Here is a 22,304-nt window from a genome sequence, read left to right on the forward strand (position 1 = left end):
TGTTTCTGCTAAACTATATTCATCAAAATCAAGAAAATGCTTTGTTTTGGTGAAAGATGGATCAAGGAGTACAAAAATGAACAACCAAAAACGCAGCTATTTGCAAATGCAGTTTGAAGAGGCCACGCTGGAAAGCGGCCGTTACAACAGCGACTATGTCCTGCAGAATCCCGCTCCAGACCCGGCGACATTGCTGCAGGCTTTCCGCAACACGGCCGTACGCCTGGGCTCGGACTTCAACCGCCCGCCCCAAGACGATATGGGCATTGCAGCCCTCAAGCGCAACTCTCAGAACTAGCACGAGCAAACAACAACCCGCCACACAAACTGTGGCGGGTTGTTGTTTAACTTCTGCTTGACAAGAACAAATGTTTTACTACAATGGCACTCATGAGCAAAAGGCATCTCTTTCTCTTTTATTGGCAGCAGCAAGCTGCTGAAGCCCTGGCCGCTGAGTTGCGCCAACTGGGCTGGGAAGTGGAGCTGGAGTGGCAGGACGGGGAGCGTGGCAGCCGGGCAGTCCGCCAACAGCCACCCGATCTATTGCTTTTCGACCTCAGTCAGCGACCTTCGCACAGTTGGGCTACAGCCCAACACTTATCCGAGACGCCGGCCACCCGCACAGTGCCGATCCTCTTTTTGAATGGCAGCCCAGCGACGATCGCCAAAACCCAAGAAAAAATTCCGCGAGCCGTGTTCGTCCGCCAGGAAGATCTGCAAGCCGCCCTGGAAGGCTATGCCCTAGCATGAACGTGGCCCGCACCCGCTGCGCCTGGCCCGGAGACGATCCGCTCTACATCGCCTATCACGATGAAGAGTGGGGCCAGCCATTGCACGATGACCGCCGGCTGCTTGAGATGCTCATTCTCGAAGGCGCCCAGGCGGGCCTGAGTTGGATCACGGTGCTGCGCAAGCGCGCCGCCTATCGCACAGCCTTTGACGGTTTTGACGCCCAAGTCATGGCGGGTTACGGCGAAGCCAAAGTGGCCCAACTGATGGCCAACCCCGGCATCATCCGCAACCGCGCTAAAATTCAGTCTGCCATCGGCAACGCCCGCGCTTTTCTCGAGGCGCAGGCGGAGTTCGGCAGTTTCGACAAATACATTTGGGGATTTGTGGGCGGGCAACCGATCCAGAATGCCCGCAGCGGCCTGGGCCAGGTGCCGGCAGAGACCGCCGAATCGCAAGCGATGAGCAAAGACCTCAAACGCCGCGGCTTTCGCTTTGTCGGGCCGACGATCTGTTATGCATACATGCAAGCCACCGGCATGGTCAACGACCATCTGGTCAGCTGCTTCAGATACGCAGAGGTGCAGCGTTAAATGCGAGAGAGCCGGGTACGCCGCCCGGCTCTCACTAAGGAGGAGAAGAAGAGAAATCGCCCTTACGCCGATAATGATAGAGTAGGCTGTCAAATAGTGCTTGACGGTTGCCCTACGTTTACCCCACGCTATTGGCACACTTGTACACCTATCAAAACTAAAAGGAAGCCATGGATCTAGCCATACACACCCAAAATTTGGCCCGCACCTACAAACTACGCGGCACCAAGAAAGATGAACCGCGTGAATTGGTGGCGCTCAAAGACATCAACATGGATGTGCGCCGCGGCGAGCTGTTTGGCCTGCTTGGCCCCAACGGCGCCGGCAAGACCACGCTGATCAAGATCCTGACCACCCTGCTGGCCCCCACTTCGGGCAAAGCGATGGTGGCTGGCTACGATGTGGCGGCCGAACCACACAAAGTGCGCCCGCGCATCAACATGGTCTCCGGCGGCGAATCCTCCGGCTACGGCCTGCTGACCGTGCGCGAGAATTTGTGGATGTTCGCCCAGTTCTACGGCATCCCGTCCAAGCTGGCCAACCAGCGCATTGAAGAGCTGCTCAGCATTATTGGTCTGAAAGACCGCATCAACACCAAGTCTTCCGAGCTCTCCACCGGTTTGCGCCAAAAGATGAACATCGTGCGCGGCTTCCTCACTGACCCGGACGTGCTCTTCCTCGACGAACCGACCCTGGGCCTGGACGTGGAAGCCAGCCGAGACGTGCGCCACTTTGTGCTCGAGTGGATGCAGGCCCGCCCGGAGCGCACGCTGCTGCTGACCACGCACTATATGGTGGAGGCCGACGAGTTGTGCGACCGCGTAGCGATCATCAACGACGGGCGCGTGCTGGCCTGCGACTCGCCCGCCAAGCTCAAGCAGCAGCTGCAGAGCGACGCCATTTATCGCATGGAGATCAGCCCGCTGAACGGCTTGGGCGTGGACACCCTGGAGAAGCTCAAAGGCGTCAACAAGGTCAACCATGAAGCCAAGGACGGTTTCTCGGTGCTGGAATTGATCCTGGCCGAGGATGACGCCCTCGGCAGCATCGTCAACACACTGACCGGCAAGGATGTCCACATCCGCAATTTGCAGAAGCGCGAGCCAACCCTGGAAGACGTCTTCGTCAGCCTGGTGGGCAAACGCCTGGACGAGGTGAGCAGTGACACTGAAAGCTAAGGTCGAAAAGAACACCGGCGTGCGCTTGTTCTTCCAAACCGTGATCGGCCGGGCCTATCCACGTGTGATCGGCCTGCTGCGGGAACGCAGCTGGTTCATCTTCGAGGTGGTGCTGCCCGTGATTTCTGTGGCGGCCTACGTATTCATTTACCGCGCCATCGGCGCGCCGGATATTTATGTAGGCTTCGTGGTGATGGGCGGCGCCATGACCGCCTTCTGGCTCAACGTGCTCTGGTCAATGAGCAGCCAGATGTACTGGGAGAAGGAAACCGGCAACCTGGCGCTCTACATCATGGCCCCCAATTCACTGATGGCCATCTTGCTGGGCATGGCGCTGGGCGGCCTGTTTGCCACCGCCCAGCGCGCCCTGGTGATCACCCTGGCGGGCAGCCTGATCTTCAATGTGCAGTTCGAAGTCAGCAGTTACCTGATGCTCTTTGCGGTTTTCATGCTGACCATGGTGGCTTTGTACGGCATGGGCATGATGAGCTCTTCGCTGTTCTTGCTGCTCAACCGTGAAGCCTGGCATTACGCCAACCTGGCCCAAGAGCCGGTCTATCTGATGTCGGGCTTCTATTTCCCGATCAAGAGCTTCGATTTCTGGATCGCCGCCGGCGCCTCGATCATCCCGCTGACCCTGGGGCTGGACGCCATGCGCCAGCTGGCTTTCGCCGGCGGCGAAGAGCTGGGTTTTCTGAATGTACGCATTGAACTGGCCATCCTGGCCGTGCTCAGCGTGCTGTTCATTTTAGGCGCCAAGTGGCTGCTGGGTTATATGGAAAGGCTGGCCATCCGTGAGGGCCGCCTGACGGATGCACGGAGGTAGCATGCAAGTCTCAACGCCCGGCGAAAGCCACCCCGCCGAACGCGGCATTTGGGCCCGCACGATGAGAGTCGCCGCCTGGCTGGGCTGGCAAATCGAGTCCAACTGGGCCGACCCGATGATCTTCTTGATCTATTCGGTGGTCAAGCCGCTCTCCAGCGCGGCGATCTTGGTGGTGATGTACAGCGTCATCACCAACGGCGAGTTCAACAATCCGCTGTTCCCGTACATTTACTTGGGCAATGCCTTCTACATCTATGTAGCCGCCATGCTGAACGGCATCGCCTGGAGCGTAATCGAAGACCGAGAGCAGTATCGCATGCTCAAATATATCTACGTGGCCCCCATCCATGTGCCCAGTTACCTGCTGGGGCGCGGCTTTGCCAAGTTCGTTTTCAGCTCGCTGGCCGTATTCATCATCATTGCCGTGGGCATCATCTTCCTGCAAGTGCCGCTGGACCTGAGCCTTGTGGATTGGCCTCTGTTCCTGGTCAGCCTGGCGTTGGGCCTGGTGTTGCTGGCCATGATGGGCCTGACCCTGGGCAGCATCATCCTCAACTTGGTGAACAACGCCAACTTCGTGGGCGAGGCGGTGGCTGGGGCGCTGTTCCTCTTCAGCGGAGCCATCTTCCCGCTGGATGTGCTGCCCGCCTGGCTGCAGCCTATCGGCTTCGTGGTGCCTATCTCCTACTGGCTGGAGCTGCTGCGCCGGGCCTTAGTGGGCCCGCTGGCGGCCAACTTCCCCACCTTCAACGCCTTTAGCAACCTGGAACTGCTGGGCATCCTGGCCGGGCTGACCGCGCTCTTCACGGTGGTCAGCTTCGTGGTCTTCCGCTATTGCGACCACCAGGCCCGCGAAAAAGGCTACATCGACCGCGTCAGCAACTTCTAGCCATGCCCACCAACCCGCCCAGCGTGTTCTACGACAGCAAGCCCAGCCAAAAGCTGGGCTTGCTGTGGGCGGCCGTCAGCGCAGATGGTGTATGGGCCGCCAGCTACGGCATAGATGAGGTCGAATTCCTGCACCACATTCAAGAGCGCGGGCCGGCGCGGCCGCGGCGCAGTGCCACACAGCCCGCGCCTGTACTGCGCCAGATGGACCAATTCCTGCGCGGGCAGCGCCGGGACTTTGACCTGCCGGTGGACTGGAGCGGCATGACGCCCTTCCAGGTGGCCGTGCGCCGGGCGGTGATGGCCGTGCCCTACGGCCAAACCGCCTCGTACGGCGACATTGCTGCCGCGGTGGGCCGGCCGCTGGCCGCCCGCGCCGTGGGCGGCGTGCAGGCCCGCAACCCGATTTCGTTCCTGATCCCCTGCCATCGCATCGTCGGCAGCGACGGCAGCCTGCATGGCTACGGCGGCTTTGGCGGCCTGGAGACCAAGCGCTGGTTGCTGAAACTCGAGGGCGCGGAGCTAAGGAAACCCTGAGCTTCGGGCAAGCAGAACGAATATCAATAATAATATATTGACAAACAATAAATTACACGCTAAGCTTGCGACATCCAATTAGAGGTGTCTGCATGAAAAAGCCTGCTATATCTTTCCTGAAGCTAGTACTTGTACTAATCGCTGCTATCGTATTTGTGGGGCTGCTCTGGTTTCCACAAATCGAGGGGCGAAATGCAAGTGCAGACTGGGTAACCATCTATTTCCGTGACCCGGTGCTGGCCTACGCCTATCTGGCTTCGATTCCGTTTTTTGTCGCCTTACACCAGGCACACAAGCTGCTTGGCCTGATTTGAACGAGACCAGGTATTCTCCGATCAGTCGGTGAAAGCCGTCAAGGTCATCAAGTACTGTGCTTTGACTTTGCTCGGTTTTGTTCTGATTGGAGTTACGTACATCATCCTGGGGGTTAAAGACGACGACCGCGCAGGCCCAGTTGCCCTGGGTATCTATATCGCCTTTGCAACCGTCGTGATTGCGGCAGCGGCAGCCATCTTTCAGCAGCTGCTCAACAAAGCCGCTGAACTGCAATCAGAGAACGACTTAACAGTCTAGGGCACCATGACAATCATCATCCACATTGATGTGATGCTGGCCAAGCGAAAAATGAGCGTGACCAAGTTGGCCGAGGAAGTTGGCATCACCATGGCCAACCTCTCGATCCTCAAAAACGGGAGGGCCAAAGCCATACGACTGTCTACGCTGGAGGCGATTTGCAAAGCACTGGATTGCCAGCCGGGGGATCTGCTGGAATACCGCAGCGATCAAGCAAAGGGCTGACGCAGCCCGGCCCCAGAGCAGTGGCTGGCAGCCCGCCGCTTGGCGCGACGTGAAACGGTATACTGAGGACAATCTGCACTGGGAGTGGTTTCCATGAAAAAAACGTCCTTAGTCCTTATGATTTCTGTGCTGGCCGCCAGCCTGATGGCCTGCTCACTGCTGGGGGATCTCGACTTGGGCAGCCTGCTGGGCCAGGAAGCCCAGCCTACCAGCCGCCCCATCATCCTCGCCTCGCCAGATGGCTTGGGCGCCGATGAGCCGGTGCTCATCACCGGCACCATTCCCTATACTTGGCCCTTTTTTGAAGACATGAACACCGGCCCGTTCGTCTTGCTGGAGGACCAGGCTGGGTTCGTTCATCGAGATGAGGATTTCATCTTCCCCCTGGAAAGCCAGGTGATCGGACCGGTCTGGACGCGTGAAGAAGGCGTGCTGGAGTACACCCTTACGCTGCCCAGCGTGCCGCAAGGCACCCTGGTGGATGTGGACAACAACGGCCGCGCCGATACCGGCTTGATGGTCTTTGCCGTGGCCTATTGGTCCAACACCTGGGGCGGTCCCTTCCTGGAGGAACGCGACGGCACCGGCTGGTCCGGGGCCTACTCCTCCACAGTGGTGAACTTTGACCGTGACAATGAGATCGAAAGCGGCCTGCTGGTCATCTATGCGCTGGACGACCAGCAAAGCTTCCCCACCGGCTTCGGCGCCGATGGGTTGCTGTTTACCGAGGACGACCCGGTGGCGCCTGTGCCGGCGGGCTACAGCTTTGTAGATCTTAACCAGCAGCCCTTCAATATCTTCAAGCAAGCCCACCTGGAGTTGGAATTGGTGGAGGGCGACCTGGGCCTGCGCGACTATTCCGACATGGGCTTTGGCGAGGCTTTCGAAACCTTCTTTGCCCGGGCTTCGCTGGAATACCCCTTCACTCAGGAAAAGAATGTGGACTGGCAAGCCCTGCACACGGAGTTTGCCCCCCAATTCGGCCGGGTGAGCAATTCACGCCAATTCTTTGATGTGATGCAGGCCTTCATGATGCGCATCCCAGACGGCCACATCGGCATGACGCCCAATGGCGACGCCTTTTGGGAGCGCGAGGGCGGCGGCTTCGGCTGGGTCCTGACCCAGCTGAGCGACGGCCGCGTGGTGGTCAGCCAGGTACTCGACACGGTTGAAGATGCCTCCACCGGCCAGCGGGTGAGCTCCCCCGCCGCCGAAATAGGCGTGCAAGTCGGTGCAGAGATCATCAGCTGGAACGGGCAGCCTGCGGCGCAGGCCCTGGCGGCTACGCCCTTGTTCTTCGGGCCGGCTTCCACCCCCGACGGTGAACTGCTGGATCGGCTGACCATGTTTGCCCGCATCGAACTCTTCCAGGCGCTGGACTTGGAGTATCGCAACCCCGGCGGCCAAAGCGTCAGCGTCACGCTGGCCTCGGTGCCGGAATTGGACTCGTACTTTGCTTCCTACGGGATCCCGGACGCTCTGCAGCAGCCAGTCGAAGGAGAGATCTTCGAGGAATTGGGCATTGCCTATATTCGGATCAATGACTTCCTGGGCGACCCCGACTTGATGGCGCGCACCTGGGAGCACTTCATCGCCGGGATGAATGAAGAAGGCGTGGAAAGTCTGGTTCTGGATATGCGCTACAACAGCGGCGGCAGCATGGGCTTGGCTTTCGGTTTTGCCGAATTCTTCTATGACGAAGAGGTTACCCTGTGGAGCGGCGAATACTACAACGGCCTGCTGGAGGAGTTCAAAGTCTCCGAAAAGCCTGTGCAGCTCAAACCGACCACAGACTACTTTGATGGCGACGTCATTATCTTGATCAGCCCGACCTGCGTTTCGGCCTGCGAAGGGTTCACCTATTCGCTCAGCTCCACCGGCCGGGCGCGTGTGGTTGGCTACAGCACCAGCGCCGGCGCCTTCGGCGGCGTGGGTTTGGGGCAGTATCGCTTCCCCGGCGACTACGACTTCCAAATCCCCACCACAAAGTCGATCGACTCGAATGGCAACACCATCCTGGAAGGGATCGGCATCGTACCGGACATTCTGGTGCCTTTTACCATGGACAGCCTGATGAGCAGTGAGGATGAGTTGCTGCAGATCGCCATCGCGGAGTTGCAGCGCTAAGATGAAGATTGCCTTGGGCGCCGACGATCGCCTGCCCGTGGTCGAGCACATCCTGCAGCGGCTGGCCGAACGCGGTCACCAGGTGCAGTGGTATGGCCCTCAGGCGGGGGAAACCGACCCCTGGCCCGCGGTCGCCCGCCAGGTGGCCGAGGCTGTAACCAGCGGGGAAGCGGACGAAGGCATTGTGCTGTGCTGGACGGGCACCGGCGTCAGCTTGGCGGCCAACAAAGTACCGGGCATCCGCGCCGCCCTGTGCGGAGATGCCGAGACGGCCCGCGGCGCCCGGCTGTGGAACAACGCCAATGTGCTGGCGCTTTCGATGCGCCTGACCACCCCAGCGCTGGCCGACGAGATCCTGGAAAGCTGGTTCAAGACCAAGTACGAAGCCAACCCCGGGGATGAGGCCAACCTGGCCCTGCTCGATGAACTAGAAAATACGCAAGGCTAAACAACGCCTTTGGTCAGCCCTTTCGGGTCAGCCAAAGGCGTTTGTTTAATCTCCCACGTGGATGGTATAGACTTCGCTGTAATCGCCCGCCGCGTAATCCCCGAAGCCATCGTTAAGCGGAGCGGTGAAGGTGGCGGTCACCGCAAAGCTGTGCTGACCATCCGGCCAATCCGAGAGCAGTACGGTAAGGAAATTGCAGGCAATATCGCCATCTTCATAAACTTCCAGATCCATGTTCTCCCTGCGGATGGCCCGGTCATTCAATTCCATAGACACTTGGATCTTGGCCCAGTTCTCGTTCAAAATATCCCTGGTGGTGGTGCACCACACATAGCCATCCATGACAGCCTGGGAACTTTCCATCATCACCGTGTAGGTCAGCACGCCGGGAGCCATATGGGCTTCTTCGCTGTATTCTTCAAGGGCAAATTCATACAGAAACGGGGTGCCAGCAAAGAAACTTTCCACTGCCTGAAAATCGCCATTGACAGTGGGCGACCCAGGGACCGACCGACCTTCGAGTGGCTCGGGGCGAGGAGGGCCGCTGACCGCGTCGGGTGAAATCACTGGGGAGCACGCCACCAGAAGCAGAGCCGCAACGAGCAAAAGTAAGGGTTTACGGATGTTCATATCGCCTCCATGGGTAGGCGCGAGCCATGGGGAATTCTAGCACGAAGCCTTTGCGCACCATCTTGCTTGGCCAGGTTGCATCAAAACGCGCTTACAATCTTTGGCGACTGACCATGATGAAAGTATTGATCGCAGACAAACTGGCTCCTGTAGCTGCGCAGCGTTTACGCCAGGCGGGAGTGGAAGTGGACGACCGGGCCGGCATCGAAGCCGGTGAACTGGCCGCCGCCCTGGCAGACGTAGACGGCCTGATCGTGCGCAGCCGCACCCAGGTGACCGCCGAGCTGCTGGCCCACGCCAGCCGGCTCAAGGTCATCGGCCGGGCCGGCGTGGGAGTGGACAACATTGACCTGCAAGCGGCGCGCCAACACGGCGCGGCGGTGGTCAACACGCCGGTCTCGACCAGCGTGGCTGTGGCTGAGTTGACGCTGGCGCTGATGCTGGCCCTGCTGCGCGAAGTGCCGCGGGCCGACAACGCCATGAAGCAGGGGCAATGGATCAAGAAGGATCTGCAGGGGCCGGAGCTGGCTGGCAAGACTTTGGGGATCATGGGCGTGGGCAACATCGGCGCCCAGGTGGCCAAACGCGCCACGGCCTTTGACATGCGCGTGCTGGGCTACGACCCTTTCCTGAATGAAGAGCAACTGAGCCAGCGCGGCACGCAACCCGCCAGCCGCGAGCAGATCTACGCCGAGGCGGACTGGATCAGTCTGCATCTGCCGCTGCTGCCGGAAACGCACCACATGTTCAACGCCGAAGTGTTCGAGAAGCTCAAATGGGGCGTCTACCTTGTCTGTGCAGCACGTGGTGGACTGATCGATGAAGGCGACCTACTGGCGGCGCTCAACTCCGGCCAGGTGGCCGGCGCCGCCCTGGACGTGTTCGAAACCGAGCCGCCGGGCCACAGTCCGCTGGTGGAACATCCCCGTGTAGTGGCCAGCCCGCACATCGGCGCCCAAACCGCTGAGGCGCAAACCCGCGCCGCGCTGGATGTGGCCGAAGAAGTGCTGAATGCCCTGACCGGGAAAACCCTGCGCTGGCAGGTGAAGTAGTAAACCAGATTACACTTATTGCTCTGAGGAGAAGCCATGTCTAAAGAAATGGAACAACTGAAGGAAATCCTGGCGGAGGTCTCTGACCTCAACAACGCCAGCGCAGTGCTGGGCTGGGACCAGCAAACTTATATGCCGCCCCGCGGCGCAGAAGCCCGCGGCCAGGCCCTGGGCACGCTGGAGAAGCTGGCCCACGAAAAGTTCACCAGCCCGGAAGTGGGCAAGCTGCTGGATGCGCTGGAAAAGAAAGCCGCCTCCTGGGACCCGGATTCAGACGAAGCCCGTCTGGTCAAGGTCACCCGCCGCGGCTTCAACGACGCCACCAAAGTGCCCAGCGCCATGGTCATCGAGCGCGCTGAGCTGACCACCATGGGCAACCAGGCCTGGCAGGAAGCGCGCAGCAAGTCCGAGTTTTCCATCTTCGAGCCGCACTTGGTCAAGCTGGTGGACTGGGCGCGCCGCTTCGCTGAACTGTTTGCCCCCTATGACCACGTCTACGACCCCGTGCTGGACCAGTTCGAGCCCGGCATGAAGGCGGCCGATGTCAAAGCCATTTTTGACGAGATCCGGCCCAAGCAGGTCGACTTGATCAAGCGCATTTCTGAGGCCCAGCAGGTGGACGACTCTTTCCTCCATCAGGAATTCCCGGAGAAGCAGCAGTGGGACTTCGGTGTGGATGTGGTGACCGCCTTTGGCTACGACTGGAGCCAGGGCCGCTTGGACAAGACCACCCACCCCTTCCAGACCACCCTGGGCGTGGGCGACCACCGCATCACCACGCGTGTCTACCCGGACTTCTTCAACCCGTACTTCTTCGGCACCCTGCACGAAGCCGGCCATGCCATGCACGCCCAGGGCGTTTCCGAAGACCTGAAGCGCACCCCGCTGTACGACAGCCCGTCGCTGGCGATCGGGGAATCGCAGTCACGCATGTGGGAGAACCTGGTGGGCCGCTCCAAGCCTTTCTGGGAGCATTACTACCCCAAACTGCAGAAGGCCTTCCCGGACCAGTTGGGCAAGGTGGATATGGAAACCTTCTACAAGGGCATCAACAAGGTGGCCCCTTCCTACATCCGCGTCGAGGCCGACGAGGCCACCTACAACCTGCACATCATGCTACGCATGGAACTGGAAATGGCCATGATGGAAGGTGAAGCCGAAGTGCACAAGTTGCCCGTGTATTGGAGCGAGCTGTTTGAGAAGTATCTGGGTGTGACCCCGCCCAACGACAAGGAAGGCGTGCTGCAAGACGTGCACTGGTCTTTCGGTCTGATGGGCTACTTCTCCACCTACGCATTGGGCAACCTGGTCTCGGCCCAACTGTGGGAAGTCATCGAGCGCGACATCCCTGACATCTCGGGCAAGATCCGCAATGCGGAGTTTGCCCCGCTGCTGGGTTGGTTGAACCAGCACGTGCACGCCCCTGGCGCAAAGTTCGAGCCGCAGGAGATGGTGCAGCGCATCACCGGGTCCAAGATCAACGGCGACGCGTACCTGCGTTACCTGGAAACCAAGTTCAGCGACATTTACGGCCTGTAGCCAGCCAACTGCATACAAAGGGACGGGCCCTGTGGCCCGTCCCTTTGATTTAACCGTCGCGGGCAAATCGTTCAGGTTATGATTGCGCATGATGGCGAATATCTTGTTCGTGGACGATGAGCCACTCACACGCAAACTCCTGCTGCAAGCCGCCACCATCCTGGGCCACCAGGGCATCAGTGCCTCCACACCGGAAGAGGCCATGCAAATGGCCGCCGAGCATTTGCCGGACCTGATCGTGACGGATGTGAACCTGGAGGGCCGCCAAAGCCTGGAGATGATTGAGCAGCTCAAACAGAGCGAAGTCACCAAGCACATCCCAATCGTGACGCTCTCGGCCCTGGACCTGGTGGAGATCCAGGAACAAGCCCGCGCCCGCGGTGCTGTGGACAGCCTGGAAAAACCCATTCGCCTACAAACACTGTTAGAGGTTATTCGAAAGTATGCCCCAGAAGACTGAGAAGATCGACATCGTGGTCATGCACGGTGACCAGACCGGGGAAGAGCTTTTGCTCCAATCCCTGCGCTTATTGGAACTCGAGCAGTTCGGCCTGAAAACCGAACTGCATCATTTTGATCTGAGCCTGAAGAACCGCCAGGCCACCAAGAATGCCGTAGTAGGCGAAGCTGGCCAGGCCATGCGCCAAACCGGCCTGGGCCTGAAGGCCGCCACGATCACCCCGGAGATCGCCGGTGACGTGGGCAGCCCCAACGCCATCCTGCGCAAAGAGCTGGATGCCCAGGTCATTCTGCGCACTGGCCGGCGCATCCCCAATGTATTGCCGGTAGGCGGCGCCCATGCGCCAATCGCCGTGGCGCGCATGGCGGTACACGACGCTTATGGCGCCAAGGAATGGCGCGAGATCTCGCCAGACGGCGAAGAGACCGCCTATCGCACCTCGCTGATCGAGCGCTCTACTTGCCGCGCCGTGGCCGAATTCGCCTTCCAATACGCGGAGAAGAACGAGGCCATCGTCTTCGGTGGCCCAAAATACACAGTCAGCCCGGTCTATGAAGGCATGTTCAAAGAAGAACTGGACGCCGCCTCCCACCGCTACCCGCATGTGGCCTATCGGCCCATGCTGATCGATGCCACGCTGGCTATGCTGCTGCAGTCCGGCGGCGAAGCCCTGGTGATCCCGGCGCTCAACCGGGACGGTGACCTGCTCGCCGACTTGATCTTGCAAATGTTCGGCAGCATTGCCGGCTCCGAGAGCCTGGTGCTGTCCTACGACAGCAGCAACAAGGTGCGCGCCGTGATGGCCGAGGCGCCCCACGGCACCGCCCCGGCCCTGGAAGGCAAAGACGTGGCCAACCCGATGGCGATGATCCTTGCGGTCGCCGCCCTGCTGGGCTACGCCCCCGGCGCCAAGGCCGAGCAAGCCGCCCGCGCCATTCATGAAGCCGTGTTTGAGGCCCTCGAAGACGGCATGGCGACCACAGACTTGGGCGGCGACCTGGGCACCCTGGCTTTCACCGACGAAGTCATCCGGCGCGTAGTCAGCAAGCTAGAGGTATGGTCAGCCTTCTAGGCTGGCCCGGCCTGCGCACAACGGCCAGCCTGGGCATTGCCTGGCTGGCCGTTGTGCTGTCAGGTTGCCAGCCGGCGACAGTCGCCAGCGCGCCGGCGGAAACAGCCAGCCTGCCGGCGGCGGTGACCCCGCCAGCCGCCTCAGCAACGAATACTGCAATAGTTAAAGAAAATGCAATCCTAATTGCAGAAAAATTGGTTCTTCTGGAAGTTTCGGCGAGCCCTCTAACGCCTTCCGCGTTAACAGTCAGGCTGGACATCCCTGAAAGAGCGAGCCTGTTGCGCGTGGAGCTCTACGGCCAGGCGGGGCAGTTGTTGGGGCGGCTGCTGCTGGCGGCGCCCCAAGCTGGCCCGCTATCGTTGCAGATCCCCTATGAGGTCAGCGCTCCACAGACCGCCATCCTGGCCGCCAGCCAACAAGACGCTCGGGGGCGCATCGTGCGGCAGGTGAGCGCCGAAGTGACCCTGCAGGCCGGTGAGGGCGACAGCAACCTTCTCGCGGTTCATCAAAGCTATGCCATCGAAATTGAGCAGGCCATTCAGCTTGCCAGCGGCGCAGTGCAGGTCAGCGGCCGTGCCCGGCTGCCAGCGAACCGCGGCACGCTCGAGATCCGGTTGCTGAACGATGAGAACCGAATTCTGCTCAGTGCCAACCGTTTCATTCAGGAAGATGGAAGCTTTGAACTGGAGCTGGCGGGTTTCGTCCCGCAGCAGGAAGCTGCATTCCTGCTGACGGTGGTCGAACAGCAGCAGGGTGTGATGATTGCCTTGGACAGTGTGGAGATCTGGCTGAGGCCTTAGTAGGCGCCCACCAAAAAGCGGGCAATCGCGATTGCCGGAGAAAACACCAGCGTTTGCAGCAGGTCAATACCCATACGCGGCAGCACAAACACCATTGCCAGCAAAATGATCGAGCTGTATGGCCGCAAGTTTTCCAGGAAAGCCTTGCCGGAAGGCGGCAGGAAATAATGCAGCACTTTTTCGCCGTCCAGCGGGAAGAAAGGTAGCAAGTTGAACAGCATCAGCAATACATTGATCAGGACAAACACACTGAGCAACTGATACGCGCTCGGCAACCACTGTGAAGTGCTAAAGGAGAACGCCACCCAACCCAGGCGCAAGGGAATGGCCGCCGAAGCCGCCAGCAGCAAATTGGATGCCGGGCCGGCCAGGGCGACCAACATGGGGGCCGCGGGGGAGCGGCGCTGCAGGGCGTACAGATCCACCATCACCGGGCGCGCCCAGCCGAAGCCAGCCACCAACAGCAACAATGAACCCAGGGGGTCCAAGTGAACCAGGGGGTTTAACGTGAGACGCCCCTGACGGCGAGGCGTATCGTCGCCAAAGTAGTCCGCCGTCCAGGCGTGTGCAAATTCGTGAACTGTGAAAGCGGCCACCAACACGATGGCACGGCTGATCAGATCGGGCAATGTCACGTCAAAAAGCATGGAAGCAGGATTATAGCATGCGGGGGTTATAATGCCGCGCGAGCCCCTTTTTGGGGCGAAACCATCATGCTGCCAGACCTAAAACTCGATGATTTGGTGCGCCTGCGCAAAACGCACCCCTGCGGCAGCACCGACTGGAAAGTCGTCCGCCTGGGCGCAGACATTGGCCTGGTGTGCCTGGGCTGTGGCCGCCGTGTGCTGCTGGAGCGCCGCGAGCTGGCCAAGAGCCTCAAAACCTTGCTGCCTCCCTCAGCCCCGGAAGCTTAATGCCTACGCTCTTCTTGGTTGCCACACCCATCGGGAATTTGGAGGATTTTAGTCCCCGCGCCCAGCGCATCTTGAGCGAAGTGCAGCTGATCGCCGCCGAAGACACCCGCCACAGCCGTAAATTGCTCAGTCACTTTGGCATCCAAACTCCGCTAACCAGCTATTTTGCCCACAACGAACGCGTCAAACTTGACAGGATCATGGAAACGCTCGCCCAGGGCGATGTAGCCCTGATCTCGGACGCCGGTATGCCGGGCATCAATGATCCCGGCTACCTGCTGGTCCAGGCCGCGTTGCAAGCCGGCCACACGGTGAGCCCGGTGCCCGGCCCCAGCGCACCCGTGGCGGCCCTGGCCGCCTCCGGGCTGCCCAGCGACCAGTTCCTCTACCTGGGCTATCCGGCGCGCAAGGCCGGCGAACGCCGCCAAGAATTCGAGCGCGTCGCCGCCCTGCCCTATACGCTGGTCTTTTTGGAATCGCCGCACCGGCTGTTGGCCACCCTGCAGGACCTGTTGGCCACATTCGGTGACCGTCAAGTGGTCGTGGCTGCCGAGATCTCCAAGCTGTATGAACGTTTTTGGCGCGGGCCGCTCAGTGAAGCGGTCAGCGTTTTCGCTCAGGAACCCGCTCGCGGGGAATTCACCCTGGTGGTGGCGGGGGCAACTGCAGGCTCCGAAACCTGGGATGAGGCACGTGTGCGCGCCGCGCTGCAAGCCGCCAGCGATGAGCCACCCTCATCGCTGGCCCGGCGGGTGGCCGTCCAAGCCGGCTGGCGGCGCAGCAAAGTGTACGATCTGCTGCGCAGCCTGCAAGACGACTAAGATTGCCAGTATGATTGGCTCGAATTGGAAAGACGCATGAACCTCAACGATCTGGAGCACATCAAGAAAACCGACCCCCAGGGGATGATCGAGCACATCAACGGGCTGCCAGAGCAGCTGGCCGCCGCCTGGGAACTGGGCCAGCAGCTGTCCCTGCCGAACTGGCAGGGCATCCGCCAGGTGGTGGTCGCCGGCATGGGCGGCTCAGCCATCGGCTCGGACCTGCTGGCCGCGTACGCAGAACCCAGCCTGCGCGCCAACTGGACCACCTGGCGCGACTACGGGTTGCCCGGCTGGGCAGCCGGTGAAGATACGCTGGTGGTGTGTTCCTCGCACTCAGGCAACACGGAAGAAACGCTGAGCAGCTTCGAGGCTGCCAGGGCCGCAGGCTGCCGGGTGCTGTGCATCAGCACCGGCGGCAAGCTGGCCGCCCTGGCCGGCGCGGCAGACATCCCCGCCTGGCGTTTCCAGCACGCCTTCCAGCCCCGCACCGCCGTGGGCTATTCGTTTGGGCTGCTGCTGGCGCTGGCCGCTCGTCTGGATCTGCTGCCCGACCCCAATGCCGAAGTGACGGCCACCCTGGCCGCCATGCAAACCCAGCGTGCGGATCTGCTGCCCGAGGTGCCCGACATCCAAAACTCCTCAAAGCGCATGGGCGGCCAGTTAATGGGCCGCTGGGTGACCGTATACGGCGCCGGTCTGATGGCGCCCGTGGCACGGCGCTGGAAAGCGCAGATCAACGAGAACGCCAAGGCTCAGGCCAGCTACGAAGTGCTGCCCGAAGCCAACCACAACACACTGCAGGGCCTGCTGCAGCCAGAGGGCCAGTTCAGCGCCACTATGACCCTGTTCCTGCAGGCAGCCAGCAACCACGCCCGCAACGAACGCCGCGCCGAACTAACCCGCATGGCCACCATGGTGGAAGGCCAAAATACGGACGTGATCCATGGCAGCGGCGAAGGCCGCATGGCCCAAATGTGGACGGCGCTGCACTACGGAGATTACGTCAGTTTCTATCTGGCAATGGCCTATGGCATTGACCCCACACCCGTCCCGGCGCTGGCCGAGCTCAAGAATCAAATGAGCCAGCAATAGCCTCAGCATCCATGAAAGAGCTTAGGGCGCGGCTACAGCCGTACTGTTTCCCGCTGCTTAGCCTGGCGCTTTGCATTTTGGCTTACGGCTTGCTCAGCCCCTGGCTGGGCTTGTATTGGGACGACTGGCCGTTGACCTGGTTTTCACACGAGTTTGGCCCCGGCTCGTTTATCGACTTTGCCCCCTATCGGCCTGTTTCCGGCTGGCTGTACAGCCTTTCTTTCTTCCTTTTAGGCGAAAACCCTCTGGCCTGGCACCTGTATGCGCTGCTGTGGCGCTGGCTAAGCGTGCTGGCCTTTTGGCAATTGCTCCGCCTGGCCGGCGGGCGGGGGCGTTGGCCACAGGTCGCCTCACTGCTCTTTGCGCTCTATCCTGGGTTCAGCCAGCAGCCCATTGCCCTGATCTACAGCGTGTATTGGCTGTACTACACCGTCTTCCTGGCTTCACTGTGTCTGACTTTGCTCAGCTTGCGCCCCGGCGCCGCGCGTATCTGGCTGCTGGCTGCGGCATTGCTCAGTTCTGCAGCCGTCATGCTATCCACAGAGTACTTCTATGGCCTGGAGCTGGCGCGGGGACTGCTGATATGGAGCTGCCTGGACGGGTCCAGCAGGCAGCGCGCAATCCACAGCCTGCGCATCTGGTGGCCTTATCTGCTTTTGGTTGTGATGGTGTTTGCCTGGCGGTCCAGTCTGACCACGCAGCCCGGCAACTTATATTCGCTCGTGTTGCTGGACAAGCTGGCGGCCGCGCCGCTGCCCACCCTGCTGAACCTGGCCGGCACCATGCTGGGCGACTTCTTTGAAGCGGGCCTTGCCGCCTGGGGCCGCGCTTTTGAGACGCTCGGCCAGCTGACCCCTGGTTCGCTGGCCGCCCTCGCCTATGGCGGCACCGTGCTGCTGGCTGGCGGTCTGTGCTGGCTAGCCATACGCCGCCAGACAGACGACCAAGCGCCAATCACCCGTCTGCTGCCGTTTGCCCTGGGGGCGCTGCTGTTGTCTGGGCTGTCCTTCTGGCTGGCCGACCTGCCGCTGCGCATGGCCTTTGCCTGGGATCGCTTCACGCTGCCCCTGATGTTGCCGGTATGCCTGCTGCTGGCCTTGGGCATCGAAGCCTTTGCCCGGCGCAGCAAACCACTGACAATCTTCGCACTCTGTGTGCTGCTCGGCCTCAGCGCCGGATATCACTTCTTCAACGCCAACGCCTACCGAGAGGAATGGGAACGCCAGCAAGCCTTCTTTAAGCAACTCGTGTGGCGCGCACCTTACATTGCGCCACACACCGCCCTGCTCAGTGTCGAAAACACGCTCAGCCACTATACGGACAACTCCTTGGTGGCCCCGCTGAACTGGATTTACCGTCTGGAGCCGATTGGCGAACGCATTCCCTACTACATCGCCTACTTGGATATCCGCACAGACGCAGAACTAGCCGGGGACAGCGACCAGCCGATCCGCAAATCGTATCGCTACAACGTCTTTGAGGGCCAGCCGGGTGATGTATTGGTGCTCTACTACGCGCCGCCCGCCTGCCTGCGCATTCTGGATCCACATCTGGACGCGGTTTTCCCCATGCTGCCGGCGCTCCTGGACGAGCAGGTGCCGCGCTCCAACCTGGAGCGCATCGCGACTGAGCCAGAGCGCTCAGTGGTGGCCGATTTTCCCTATTGGCAGGCTCAACCGGAACAAAGTTGGTGCTACTACTTCCAGAAGGCCGACCTAGCCCGCCAGCACGGCGACTGGAACCAGGTGGTCGAGTTGGGCGAGATCGCTTTCGACCTAAATGACACGCCCAACCACGCCGCCGAACGCACGCCATTCATCGAAGGCTATGCTCACGCAGGCAACTGGCCGCGAGCGTACCAGCTGAGTCAGGAAACGCTGCGCATCAACCGCTTCATGCAGCCCATGCTTTGCCGGCTGTGGCAGCAGATCGCCGAGAACACGCCAGTATCCCCAGAGCGGGCCGAGATACTGGCAAAGGTCGAGGAAGACCTGATGTGCGAACTCGCCCCATAAAAAACGCCGCCCCAAGGGGCGGCGTTTTTTATTCGGATTTGCGTGCACGCGTTTTCTTGGGTGGAGCCGCCTCCACATAAGGTTCTTCTGGTACGATCAACCACATCACCAGGTAGACCAAAGGGCCAGCACCCCACATGATCAAAGCAAAGGCAAACAGCAGACGCACCAGCGTCGGGTCGATTTCCAGGTAGTCACCAAGACCAGCGGCTACGCCGCCTAACATACGGTTATGGTGAGAGCGATACAAACGTTTAACTGTCGTCACGAATATCTCCTTTCATCAATCTATACGGAGATTTGGAACAGAAAGTTACAACGGCTTTAGTCGCCGATCCACTCGATGATCGTGGCTTCACCCTGGCCCACGCCCACACACATGGTAGCCAGGCCGTAGTAGGGCCGCTTGGCCCCAGGCGCACGGCGGCGCATCTCATGCAATAGGGTGCCCAGAATACGAGCGCCCGAGCAGCCCAACGGGTGTCCCAGGGCAATCGCCCCGCCGTTGACATTGGTGATCTCAGAGCTGAGGCCTAGCTCGCGCATGACCGCCAGAGACTGCACGGCAAAGGCTTCGTTCAGCTCCACCAGGCCAATGTCGCCCAGCTGCAGTCCGGCGCGGGCCAGCGCTTTGCGCGTGGCGGGCACCGGACCCAGGCCCATCACCCGCGGCGGCACGCCGGCCGCCGCCGAGGCCACCACACGGGCCAGCGGTTTCAGTCCCAGGGCCTGGGCCTTCTCAGCGCTGGTCAACAGCAACGCCGCCGCCCCATCATTGAGTCCGGAGGAGTTGCCCGCCGTGACCGTGCCATCTTTGCGGAAAGCCGGGCGCAGCTTGCCCAGCGATTCCAGCGTGGTGTCGCGGCGCGGGCGTTCATCGCTGTCCACTAAGATCGGGTCACCTTTGCGCTGCGCCACTGGCACTGGAATGATCTCGGCAGCAAAGCGGCCAGCATCCATCGCGGCGACCGCACGCTGGTGACTCAACAAGGCAAAAGCATCCTGCTCTTCCCGACTGATGGGTGTGTCGTCGTAAATGTTCTCGGCCGTCTCGCCCATCGAATCATTTCCGTACTGCTCTTTCAGCGTCGGGTTGGGATAACGCCAACCCAGAGTGGTATCCCACATAGTGACGTTGCCATAGGCAAAGCCCTGGGCCGCCTTGGGTACCGAGTACGGCGCCCGGCTCATGCTCTCCACTCCCGCGGCGATGTACACATCACCCTCGCCGGCTTTGATAGCGCGGGCGGCCATGTTGACCGCTTGCAAGCCGGAAGCGCACAGGCGGTTGACCGTGACCGCAGCCACTTCCACCGGCAAACCAGCCAGCAGCACCGCCATGCGGGCCACATTGCGATTATCCTCACCGGCCTGGTTGGCGCAACCCATGTAGACCTCTTCGATCTGAGCAAGATCAAACGGGTTGCGCTCCACCAGGGCTTTCAATACGAGTGCGGCCATGTCATCCGGCCGCACGCTGGCCAGCGCGCCGCCCAGGGCGCCAATCGGAGTTCGAACTGCATCAATGATTACGGCTTCGGGCATGATCCCATCCTCTACCAAATTTAGCGATAGCCCATTGTAAATGATTCAAATTTGGGCTTTGGGTCTACAATGGGCCGACTTACTCCAAGAGGTCACTGTGCCCCCTTTTCCGCTTGCCGGTGAACTGGCCGCCCTGGCTGCTTCACTGCTGTTCTCCATTGGACCCACCTTCTTCACACTTAGCGGCCGCATCATCGGCTCGGCGGTGCTTAACCGCAGCCGCCTGCTGCTGGCCACGACCATCCTGATGATCCTTCATTGGGCGTTGTACGGGCAGCCACTGCCTCTGGAGGCCGGACAAGCCGCATGGGGCTGGTTCGCCCTGTCCGGCGTGATCGGCCTGACCCTGGGGGATGCCGCTCTGTTCCAGGCCTTCGTGCAAATTGGCCCGCGGCTGAGCATGCTGGTCTACAGCCTGGCGCCGATCCTGACGGCCCTACTGGGCTGGCTGTGGCTGGGCGACAGGCTCAGCGCCCAGCATGCGCTGGGCATTGGCGTGACACTGCTCGGCGTGCTCTGGGTGGTCTCTGAACGCCAGACTGGCAACACGCAAATTGAGCCGCGTGTATACGCCTCGGGGCTGTTCCTAGCCTTCCTGGGCGCCATCGGGCAAGCGGTTGGCTTGGTGGCAGCCCGGCAAGGCTTTGCGGGAGACCTAGCCGTGCTTTCTGGGCAAGTCTTACGCATGGGCTCAGCCGCTGTGGCGATCTGGCTGCTGACCGTGTTCAGCGGGCAAGTCCGCCACACAATCCAGACCCTGCGCAGCAATCCATTGGGCGTGCGCTTCATGATGCTGGCGGTGGTTTTTGGCCCAGTTTTAGGGGTCTGGTTCTCGCTGGCCTCCGTTAAATACGCCGCCAACATCGGTGTGGCCAGCACGTTGCAATCCCTGCCGCCGATTTTTCTGATCCCGATCGGTTACTTCTTCTTCAAGGAACGGGTCACTGGACGGGCGATCGTGGGCACGCTGCTCGCCCTTACGGGTGTCGGCATCCTATTCCTTTTATAATGCCAAACATGCACACTCCCTTATTATCCGGCGTCTACGCCGCAGCGGTCACACCCTGCAACCAGGCTGGAGAATTCGACCCGCCAGGCTTGCACCTTTTGCTGGACTTTCTAGCCAGCCGCGGCTGCCACGGCAGCCTGCTGCTAGGCACCACCGGCGAAGGACCGTCTTTCTCGGCCAGCGAACGGCTGGCGATATGGCAGGCCGCCGCAGACTGGCGGAATTCACATCCGGGCTTCCGTCTGATAGCCGGCACCGGCACCCCCAGCCTCAGCGAAACCATTGAACTCACCCAAACCGCCTTCGGCCTGGGCTTTGAGGCCGTGGTGGTGCTGCCGCCCTATTTCATCCGCAATGCCAGCCAGGAGGGCCTGTTTGATTGGTATGCAGCCCTGATCGAGCGGGCCGTGCCGAATGACCGCACGCTGCTGGGCTATCACATCCCGGCGGTCAGCGGCGTGGCCCTGCCGCTCAGTCTGCTGCAGCGCCTGAGCGAGGCTTTTGGCAGCAAGTTCGGCGGCCTCAAGGATTCCTCCGGGAGCCTCGAGTCTGCCCAAGACTACATCCGCGGCCTGCCGGGCAAAGCCGTGTTGGTGGGCAGCGACAAGCTGCTCAGCGCCGGCCTGGCAGCCGGAGCCGCTGGCTGCATCACGGCCCTGGCCAACCTGAACTCCGCCGAAGCCCGCGCCATTTATGATGCGCACCTGGCCGGCCAGGAGACGGCAGCCATGCAGGCGGCCCTGGACCTGCGCCGGGCCGCGCTCGAAGCGGCACCACCTGCCCCCGCCTATCTCAAAGCCATGCTTCACAGCCTGCACGGCTTGCCCAGTTGGGCGGTGAAGCCGCCCCTGCGAGACTTCACGCCGGCGCAGGTTGACGCAGCGGCCCAAGCCCTGAACGAATTACAGCGATGAGCCAACGCCGGGCCGAAGTGGTCATCTGCGGAGCCGGCATCCTGGGCATATCCGCCGCCTTTTTTCTGACCAAGCTCGGCCTGCGCCAGATCGTGCTGGTGGACCCGCAGGCGCCCCTGACTCTGACATCCGACAAATCGACAGAGTGCTACCGCAACTGGTGGCCCGGTCCAGGCGATGCCATGGTGGCGCTGATGAACCGCAGCATCGGCCTGATGGAAGAAATGGCCGTGCAAAATGGCAACCTCTTCAACCTGAACCGGCGCGGCTATCTGTATGTCAGCACGGCCGCAGACGGGTTGGAGCGCCTGCAG

Annotated in this window: 28 protein-coding genes; 24 read left to right on the top strand and 4 right to left on the bottom strand. The window is 61.0% G+C overall.

What is annotated here, in order from left to right:
- Window positions 1-76: 76 nt before the first annotated feature.
- The 12 genes from KF885_11425 (at window position 77) to KF885_11480 (ending at window position 8,124) form a co-directional block, all read left to right on the top strand.
- On the top strand, window positions 77-298 hold the full coding sequence (locus KF885_11425) for a hypothetical protein (protein MBX3049768.1): 222 nt from the start codon (window positions 77-79) through the stop codon (window positions 296-298).
- A gap of 92 nt (window positions 299-390) precedes the next feature.
- Window positions 391-750: a hypothetical protein gene (locus KF885_11430; GenBank protein ID MBX3049769.1), complete on the top strand. Its 360-nt coding sequence runs from the start codon at window positions 391-393 to the stop codon at window positions 748-750.
- Complete coding sequence (locus KF885_11435) at window positions 747-1,322, top strand: DNA-3-methyladenine glycosylase I (protein MBX3049770.1); 576 nt, start codon at window positions 747-749, stop codon at window positions 1,320-1,322. The genes KF885_11430 and KF885_11435 overlap by 4 nt, the downstream gene beginning before the upstream one ends.
- Window positions 1,323-1,492: 170 nt before the next feature.
- The gene (locus tag KF885_11440) at window positions 1,493-2,500 is read left to right on the top strand and encodes an ABC transporter ATP-binding protein (GenBank protein MBX3049771.1); all 1,008 of its coding nucleotides are present in this window, start codon (window positions 1,493-1,495) and stop codon (window positions 2,498-2,500) included.
- Window positions 2,490-3,326: an ABC transporter permease gene (locus KF885_11445; protein ID MBX3049772.1), complete on the top strand. Its 837-nt coding sequence runs from the start codon at window positions 2,490-2,492 to the stop codon at window positions 3,324-3,326. The genes KF885_11440 and KF885_11445 overlap by 11 nt, the downstream gene beginning before the upstream one ends.
- Before the next feature lies 1 nt (window position 3,327).
- On the top strand, window positions 3,328-4,215 hold the full coding sequence (locus KF885_11450; GenBank protein MBX3049773.1) for an ABC transporter permease: 888 nt from the start codon (window positions 3,328-3,330) through the stop codon (window positions 4,213-4,215).
- Window positions 4,216-4,217: 2 nt separating this feature from the next.
- Complete coding sequence (locus tag KF885_11455; GenBank protein ID MBX3049774.1) at window positions 4,218-4,751, top strand: methylated-DNA--[protein]-cysteine S-methyltransferase; 534 nt, start codon at window positions 4,218-4,220, stop codon at window positions 4,749-4,751.
- A 92-nt stretch (window positions 4,752-4,843) separates the two neighbouring features.
- Entirely contained in the window at window positions 4,844-5,065 is a 222-nt protein-coding gene (locus KF885_11460; GenBank protein MBX3049775.1) for a hypothetical protein, read from the top strand.
- A 28-nt stretch (window positions 5,066-5,093) separates the two neighbouring features.
- Window positions 5,094-5,324 (top strand): DUF2975 domain-containing protein, encoded by a 231-nt coding sequence (locus tag KF885_11465; protein MBX3049776.1) that lies wholly within the window; start codon window positions 5,094-5,096, stop codon window positions 5,322-5,324.
- A 6-nt stretch (window positions 5,325-5,330) separates the two neighbouring features.
- Window positions 5,331-5,549, top strand: coding sequence for a helix-turn-helix transcriptional regulator (locus KF885_11470; GenBank protein ID MBX3049777.1), 219 nt, complete (start codon window positions 5,331-5,333; stop codon window positions 5,547-5,549).
- Between the two features lie 93 nt (window positions 5,550-5,642).
- The gene (locus KF885_11475; GenBank protein MBX3049778.1) at window positions 5,643-7,676 is read left to right on the top strand and encodes a hypothetical protein; all 2,034 of its coding nucleotides are present in this window, start codon (window positions 5,643-5,645) and stop codon (window positions 7,674-7,676) included.
- Between the two features lies 1 nt (window position 7,677).
- Window positions 7,678-8,124, top strand: coding sequence for an RpiB/LacA/LacB family sugar-phosphate isomerase (locus KF885_11480; GenBank protein MBX3049779.1), 447 nt, complete (start codon window positions 7,678-7,680; stop codon window positions 8,122-8,124).
- 45 nt (window positions 8,125-8,169) lie between these two features.
- On the opposite strand, the gene KF885_11485 is transcribed toward KF885_11480, so the two are convergent.
- On the bottom strand, window positions 8,170-8,592 hold the full coding sequence (locus KF885_11485) for a hypothetical protein (protein ID MBX3049780.1): 423 nt from the start codon (window positions 8,590-8,592) through the stop codon (window positions 8,170-8,172).
- Window positions 8,593-8,867: 275 nt separating this feature from the next.
- Between KF885_11485 and KF885_11490 the strand changes: the two genes are divergently transcribed.
- The 5 genes from KF885_11490 to KF885_11510 all read left to right on the top strand — a co-directional run bounded on the left by KF885_11490 (window position 8,868) and on the right by KF885_11510 (window position 13,677).
- Window positions 8,868-9,806 carry a hypothetical protein gene (locus KF885_11490; GenBank protein ID MBX3049781.1) on the top strand — a complete coding sequence of 313 codons (939 nt, stop codon included), beginning with the start codon at window positions 8,868-8,870 and terminating at the stop codon, window positions 9,804-9,806.
- Between the two features lie 36 nt (window positions 9,807-9,842).
- Window positions 9,843-11,345, top strand: coding sequence for a carboxypeptidase M32 (locus KF885_11495; GenBank protein MBX3049782.1), 1,503 nt, complete (start codon window positions 9,843-9,845; stop codon window positions 11,343-11,345).
- A gap of 91 nt (window positions 11,346-11,436) precedes the next feature.
- A complete protein-coding gene (locus KF885_11500; protein MBX3049783.1) occupies window positions 11,437-11,805 on the top strand; it encodes a response regulator in 369 nt (122 codons plus the stop codon).
- Window positions 11,789-12,877, top strand: a complete 1,089-nt coding sequence (locus tag KF885_11505) for a hypothetical protein (GenBank protein ID MBX3049784.1) — start codon at window positions 11,789-11,791, stop codon at window positions 12,875-12,877. Before KF885_11500 ends, KF885_11505 begins: the two co-directional genes overlap by 17 nt.
- A gap of 278 nt (window positions 12,878-13,155) precedes the next feature.
- Complete coding sequence (locus KF885_11510; GenBank protein ID MBX3049785.1) at window positions 13,156-13,677, top strand: hypothetical protein; 522 nt, start codon at window positions 13,156-13,158, stop codon at window positions 13,675-13,677.
- On the opposite strand, the gene KF885_11515 is transcribed toward KF885_11510, so the two are convergent.
- The gene (locus KF885_11515) at window positions 13,674-14,324 is read right to left on the bottom strand and encodes a site-2 protease family protein (protein ID MBX3049786.1); all 651 of its coding nucleotides are present in this window, start codon (window positions 14,322-14,324) and stop codon (window positions 13,674-13,676) included. The genes KF885_11510 and KF885_11515 overlap by 4 nt on opposite strands.
- A gap of 66 nt (window positions 14,325-14,390) precedes the next feature.
- On the opposite strand from KF885_11515, the gene KF885_11520 reads away from it, so the two are divergent.
- From KF885_11520 to KF885_11535, 4 genes are read left to right on the top strand one after another with little or no spacing between them, the layout of a single operon-like run.
- A complete protein-coding gene (locus KF885_11520) occupies window positions 14,391-14,591 on the top strand; it encodes a DUF951 domain-containing protein (protein ID MBX3049787.1) in 201 nt (66 codons plus the stop codon).
- Window positions 14,591-15,412 carry a 16S rRNA (cytidine(1402)-2'-O)-methyltransferase gene (rsmI, locus tag KF885_11525; protein ID MBX3049788.1) on the top strand — a complete coding sequence of 274 codons (822 nt, stop codon included), beginning with the start codon at window positions 14,591-14,593 and terminating at the stop codon, window positions 15,410-15,412. Before KF885_11520 ends, rsmI begins: the two co-directional genes overlap by 1 nt.
- Window positions 15,413-15,448: 36 nt before the next feature.
- Window positions 15,449-16,507: a bifunctional phosphoglucose/phosphomannose isomerase gene (locus tag KF885_11530; GenBank protein MBX3049789.1), complete on the top strand. Its 1,059-nt coding sequence runs from the start codon at window positions 15,449-15,451 to the stop codon at window positions 16,505-16,507.
- 11 nt (window positions 16,508-16,518) lie between these two features.
- Window positions 16,519-18,522, top strand: coding sequence for a hypothetical protein (locus KF885_11535; GenBank protein ID MBX3049790.1), 2,004 nt, complete (start codon window positions 16,519-16,521; stop codon window positions 18,520-18,522).
- A gap of 28 nt (window positions 18,523-18,550) precedes the next feature.
- Here the strand turns inward: KF885_11535 and KF885_11540 are convergent, their stop codons facing one another.
- Window positions 18,551-18,790 (bottom strand): PspC domain-containing protein, encoded by a 240-nt coding sequence (locus KF885_11540; GenBank protein MBX3049791.1) that lies wholly within the window; start codon window positions 18,788-18,790, stop codon window positions 18,551-18,553.
- A gap of 56 nt (window positions 18,791-18,846) precedes the next feature.
- Window positions 18,847-20,067 carry an acetyl-CoA C-acyltransferase gene (locus tag KF885_11545; protein ID MBX3049792.1) on the bottom strand — a complete coding sequence of 407 codons (1,221 nt, stop codon included), beginning with the start codon at window positions 20,065-20,067 and terminating at the stop codon, window positions 18,847-18,849.
- 97 nt (window positions 20,068-20,164) lie between these two features.
- Between KF885_11545 and KF885_11550 the strand changes: the two genes are divergently transcribed.
- The 3 genes from KF885_11550 to KF885_11560 form a co-directional block, all read left to right on the top strand.
- A complete protein-coding gene (locus KF885_11550) occupies window positions 20,165-21,076 on the top strand; it encodes a DMT family transporter (protein MBX3049793.1) in 912 nt (303 codons plus the stop codon).
- A gap of 8 nt (window positions 21,077-21,084) precedes the next feature.
- Window positions 21,085-21,990 (top strand): dihydrodipicolinate synthase family protein, encoded by a 906-nt coding sequence (locus KF885_11555; protein ID MBX3049794.1) that lies wholly within the window; start codon window positions 21,085-21,087, stop codon window positions 21,988-21,990.
- A partial coding sequence (locus KF885_11560) for an FAD-binding oxidoreductase (protein ID MBX3049795.1) occupies window positions 21,987-22,304 on the top strand: 318 nt, incomplete at its 3' end. The genes KF885_11555 and KF885_11560, both read left to right, overlap by 4 nt.

It is taken from the genome of Anaerolineales bacterium, assembly GCA_019637805.1.
In the GTDB taxonomy this organism is placed as follows: domain Bacteria; phylum Chloroflexota; class Anaerolineae; order Anaerolineales; family UBA11579; genus JAMCZK01.

Excerpts from the sequence above, each read along its gene's own strand:
- KF885_11505 (MBX3049784.1), top strand. The coding sequence starts at position 11,789 with ATGCCCCAGAAGACTGAGAAGATCGACATCGTGGTCATGCACGGTGAC.
- KF885_11455 (MBX3049774.1), top strand. The coding sequence starts at position 4,218 with ATGCCCACCAACCCGCCCAGCGTGTTCTACGACAGCAAGCCCAGCCAA.
- KF885_11495 (MBX3049782.1), top strand. The coding sequence starts at position 9,843 with ATGTCTAAAGAAATGGAACAACTGAAGGAAATCCTGGCGGAGGTCTCT.
- KF885_11555 (MBX3049794.1), top strand. The coding sequence starts at position 21,085 with ATGCACACTCCCTTATTATCCGGCGTCTACGCCGCAGCGGTCACACCC.
- KF885_11430 (MBX3049769.1), top strand. The coding sequence starts at position 391 with ATGAGCAAAAGGCATCTCTTTCTCTTTTATTGGCAGCAGCAAGCTGCT.
- KF885_11440 (MBX3049771.1), top strand. The coding sequence starts at position 1,493 with ATGGATCTAGCCATACACACCCAAAATTTGGCCCGCACCTACAAACTA.
- KF885_11460 (MBX3049775.1), top strand. The coding sequence starts at position 4,844 with ATGAAAAAGCCTGCTATATCTTTCCTGAAGCTAGTACTTGTACTAATC.
- KF885_11435 (MBX3049770.1), top strand. The coding sequence starts at position 747 with ATGAACGTGGCCCGCACCCGCTGCGCCTGGCCCGGAGACGATCCGCTC.
- KF885_11425 (MBX3049768.1), top strand. The coding sequence starts at position 77 with ATGAACAACCAAAAACGCAGCTATTTGCAAATGCAGTTTGAAGAGGCC.
- KF885_11475 (MBX3049778.1), top strand. The coding sequence starts at position 5,643 with ATGAAAAAAACGTCCTTAGTCCTTATGATTTCTGTGCTGGCCGCCAGC.
- KF885_11480 (MBX3049779.1), top strand. The coding sequence starts at position 7,678 with ATGAAGATTGCCTTGGGCGCCGACGATCGCCTGCCCGTGGTCGAGCAC.
- KF885_11515 (MBX3049786.1), bottom strand. The coding sequence starts at position 14,324 with ATGCTTTTTGACGTGACATTGCCCGATCTGATCAGCCGTGCCATCGTG.
- KF885_11535 (MBX3049790.1), top strand. The coding sequence starts at position 16,519 with ATGAAAGAGCTTAGGGCGCGGCTACAGCCGTACTGTTTCCCGCTGCTT.
- KF885_11530 (MBX3049789.1), top strand. The coding sequence starts at position 15,449 with ATGAACCTCAACGATCTGGAGCACATCAAGAAAACCGACCCCCAGGGG.
- rsmI (MBX3049788.1), top strand. The coding sequence starts at position 14,591 with ATGCCTACGCTCTTCTTGGTTGCCACACCCATCGGGAATTTGGAGGAT.
- KF885_11450 (MBX3049773.1), top strand. The coding sequence starts at position 3,328 with ATGCAAGTCTCAACGCCCGGCGAAAGCCACCCCGCCGAACGCGGCATT.
- KF885_11470 (MBX3049777.1), top strand. The coding sequence starts at position 5,331 with ATGACAATCATCATCCACATTGATGTGATGCTGGCCAAGCGAAAAATG.
- KF885_11545 (MBX3049792.1), bottom strand. The coding sequence starts at position 20,067 with ATGCCCGAAGCCGTAATCATTGATGCAGTTCGAACTCCGATTGGCGCC.
- KF885_11490 (MBX3049781.1), top strand. The coding sequence starts at position 8,868 with ATGATGAAAGTATTGATCGCAGACAAACTGGCTCCTGTAGCTGCGCAG.
- KF885_11500 (MBX3049783.1), top strand. The coding sequence starts at position 11,437 with ATGGCGAATATCTTGTTCGTGGACGATGAGCCACTCACACGCAAACTC.
- KF885_11520 (MBX3049787.1), top strand. The coding sequence starts at position 14,391 with ATGCTGCCAGACCTAAAACTCGATGATTTGGTGCGCCTGCGCAAAACG.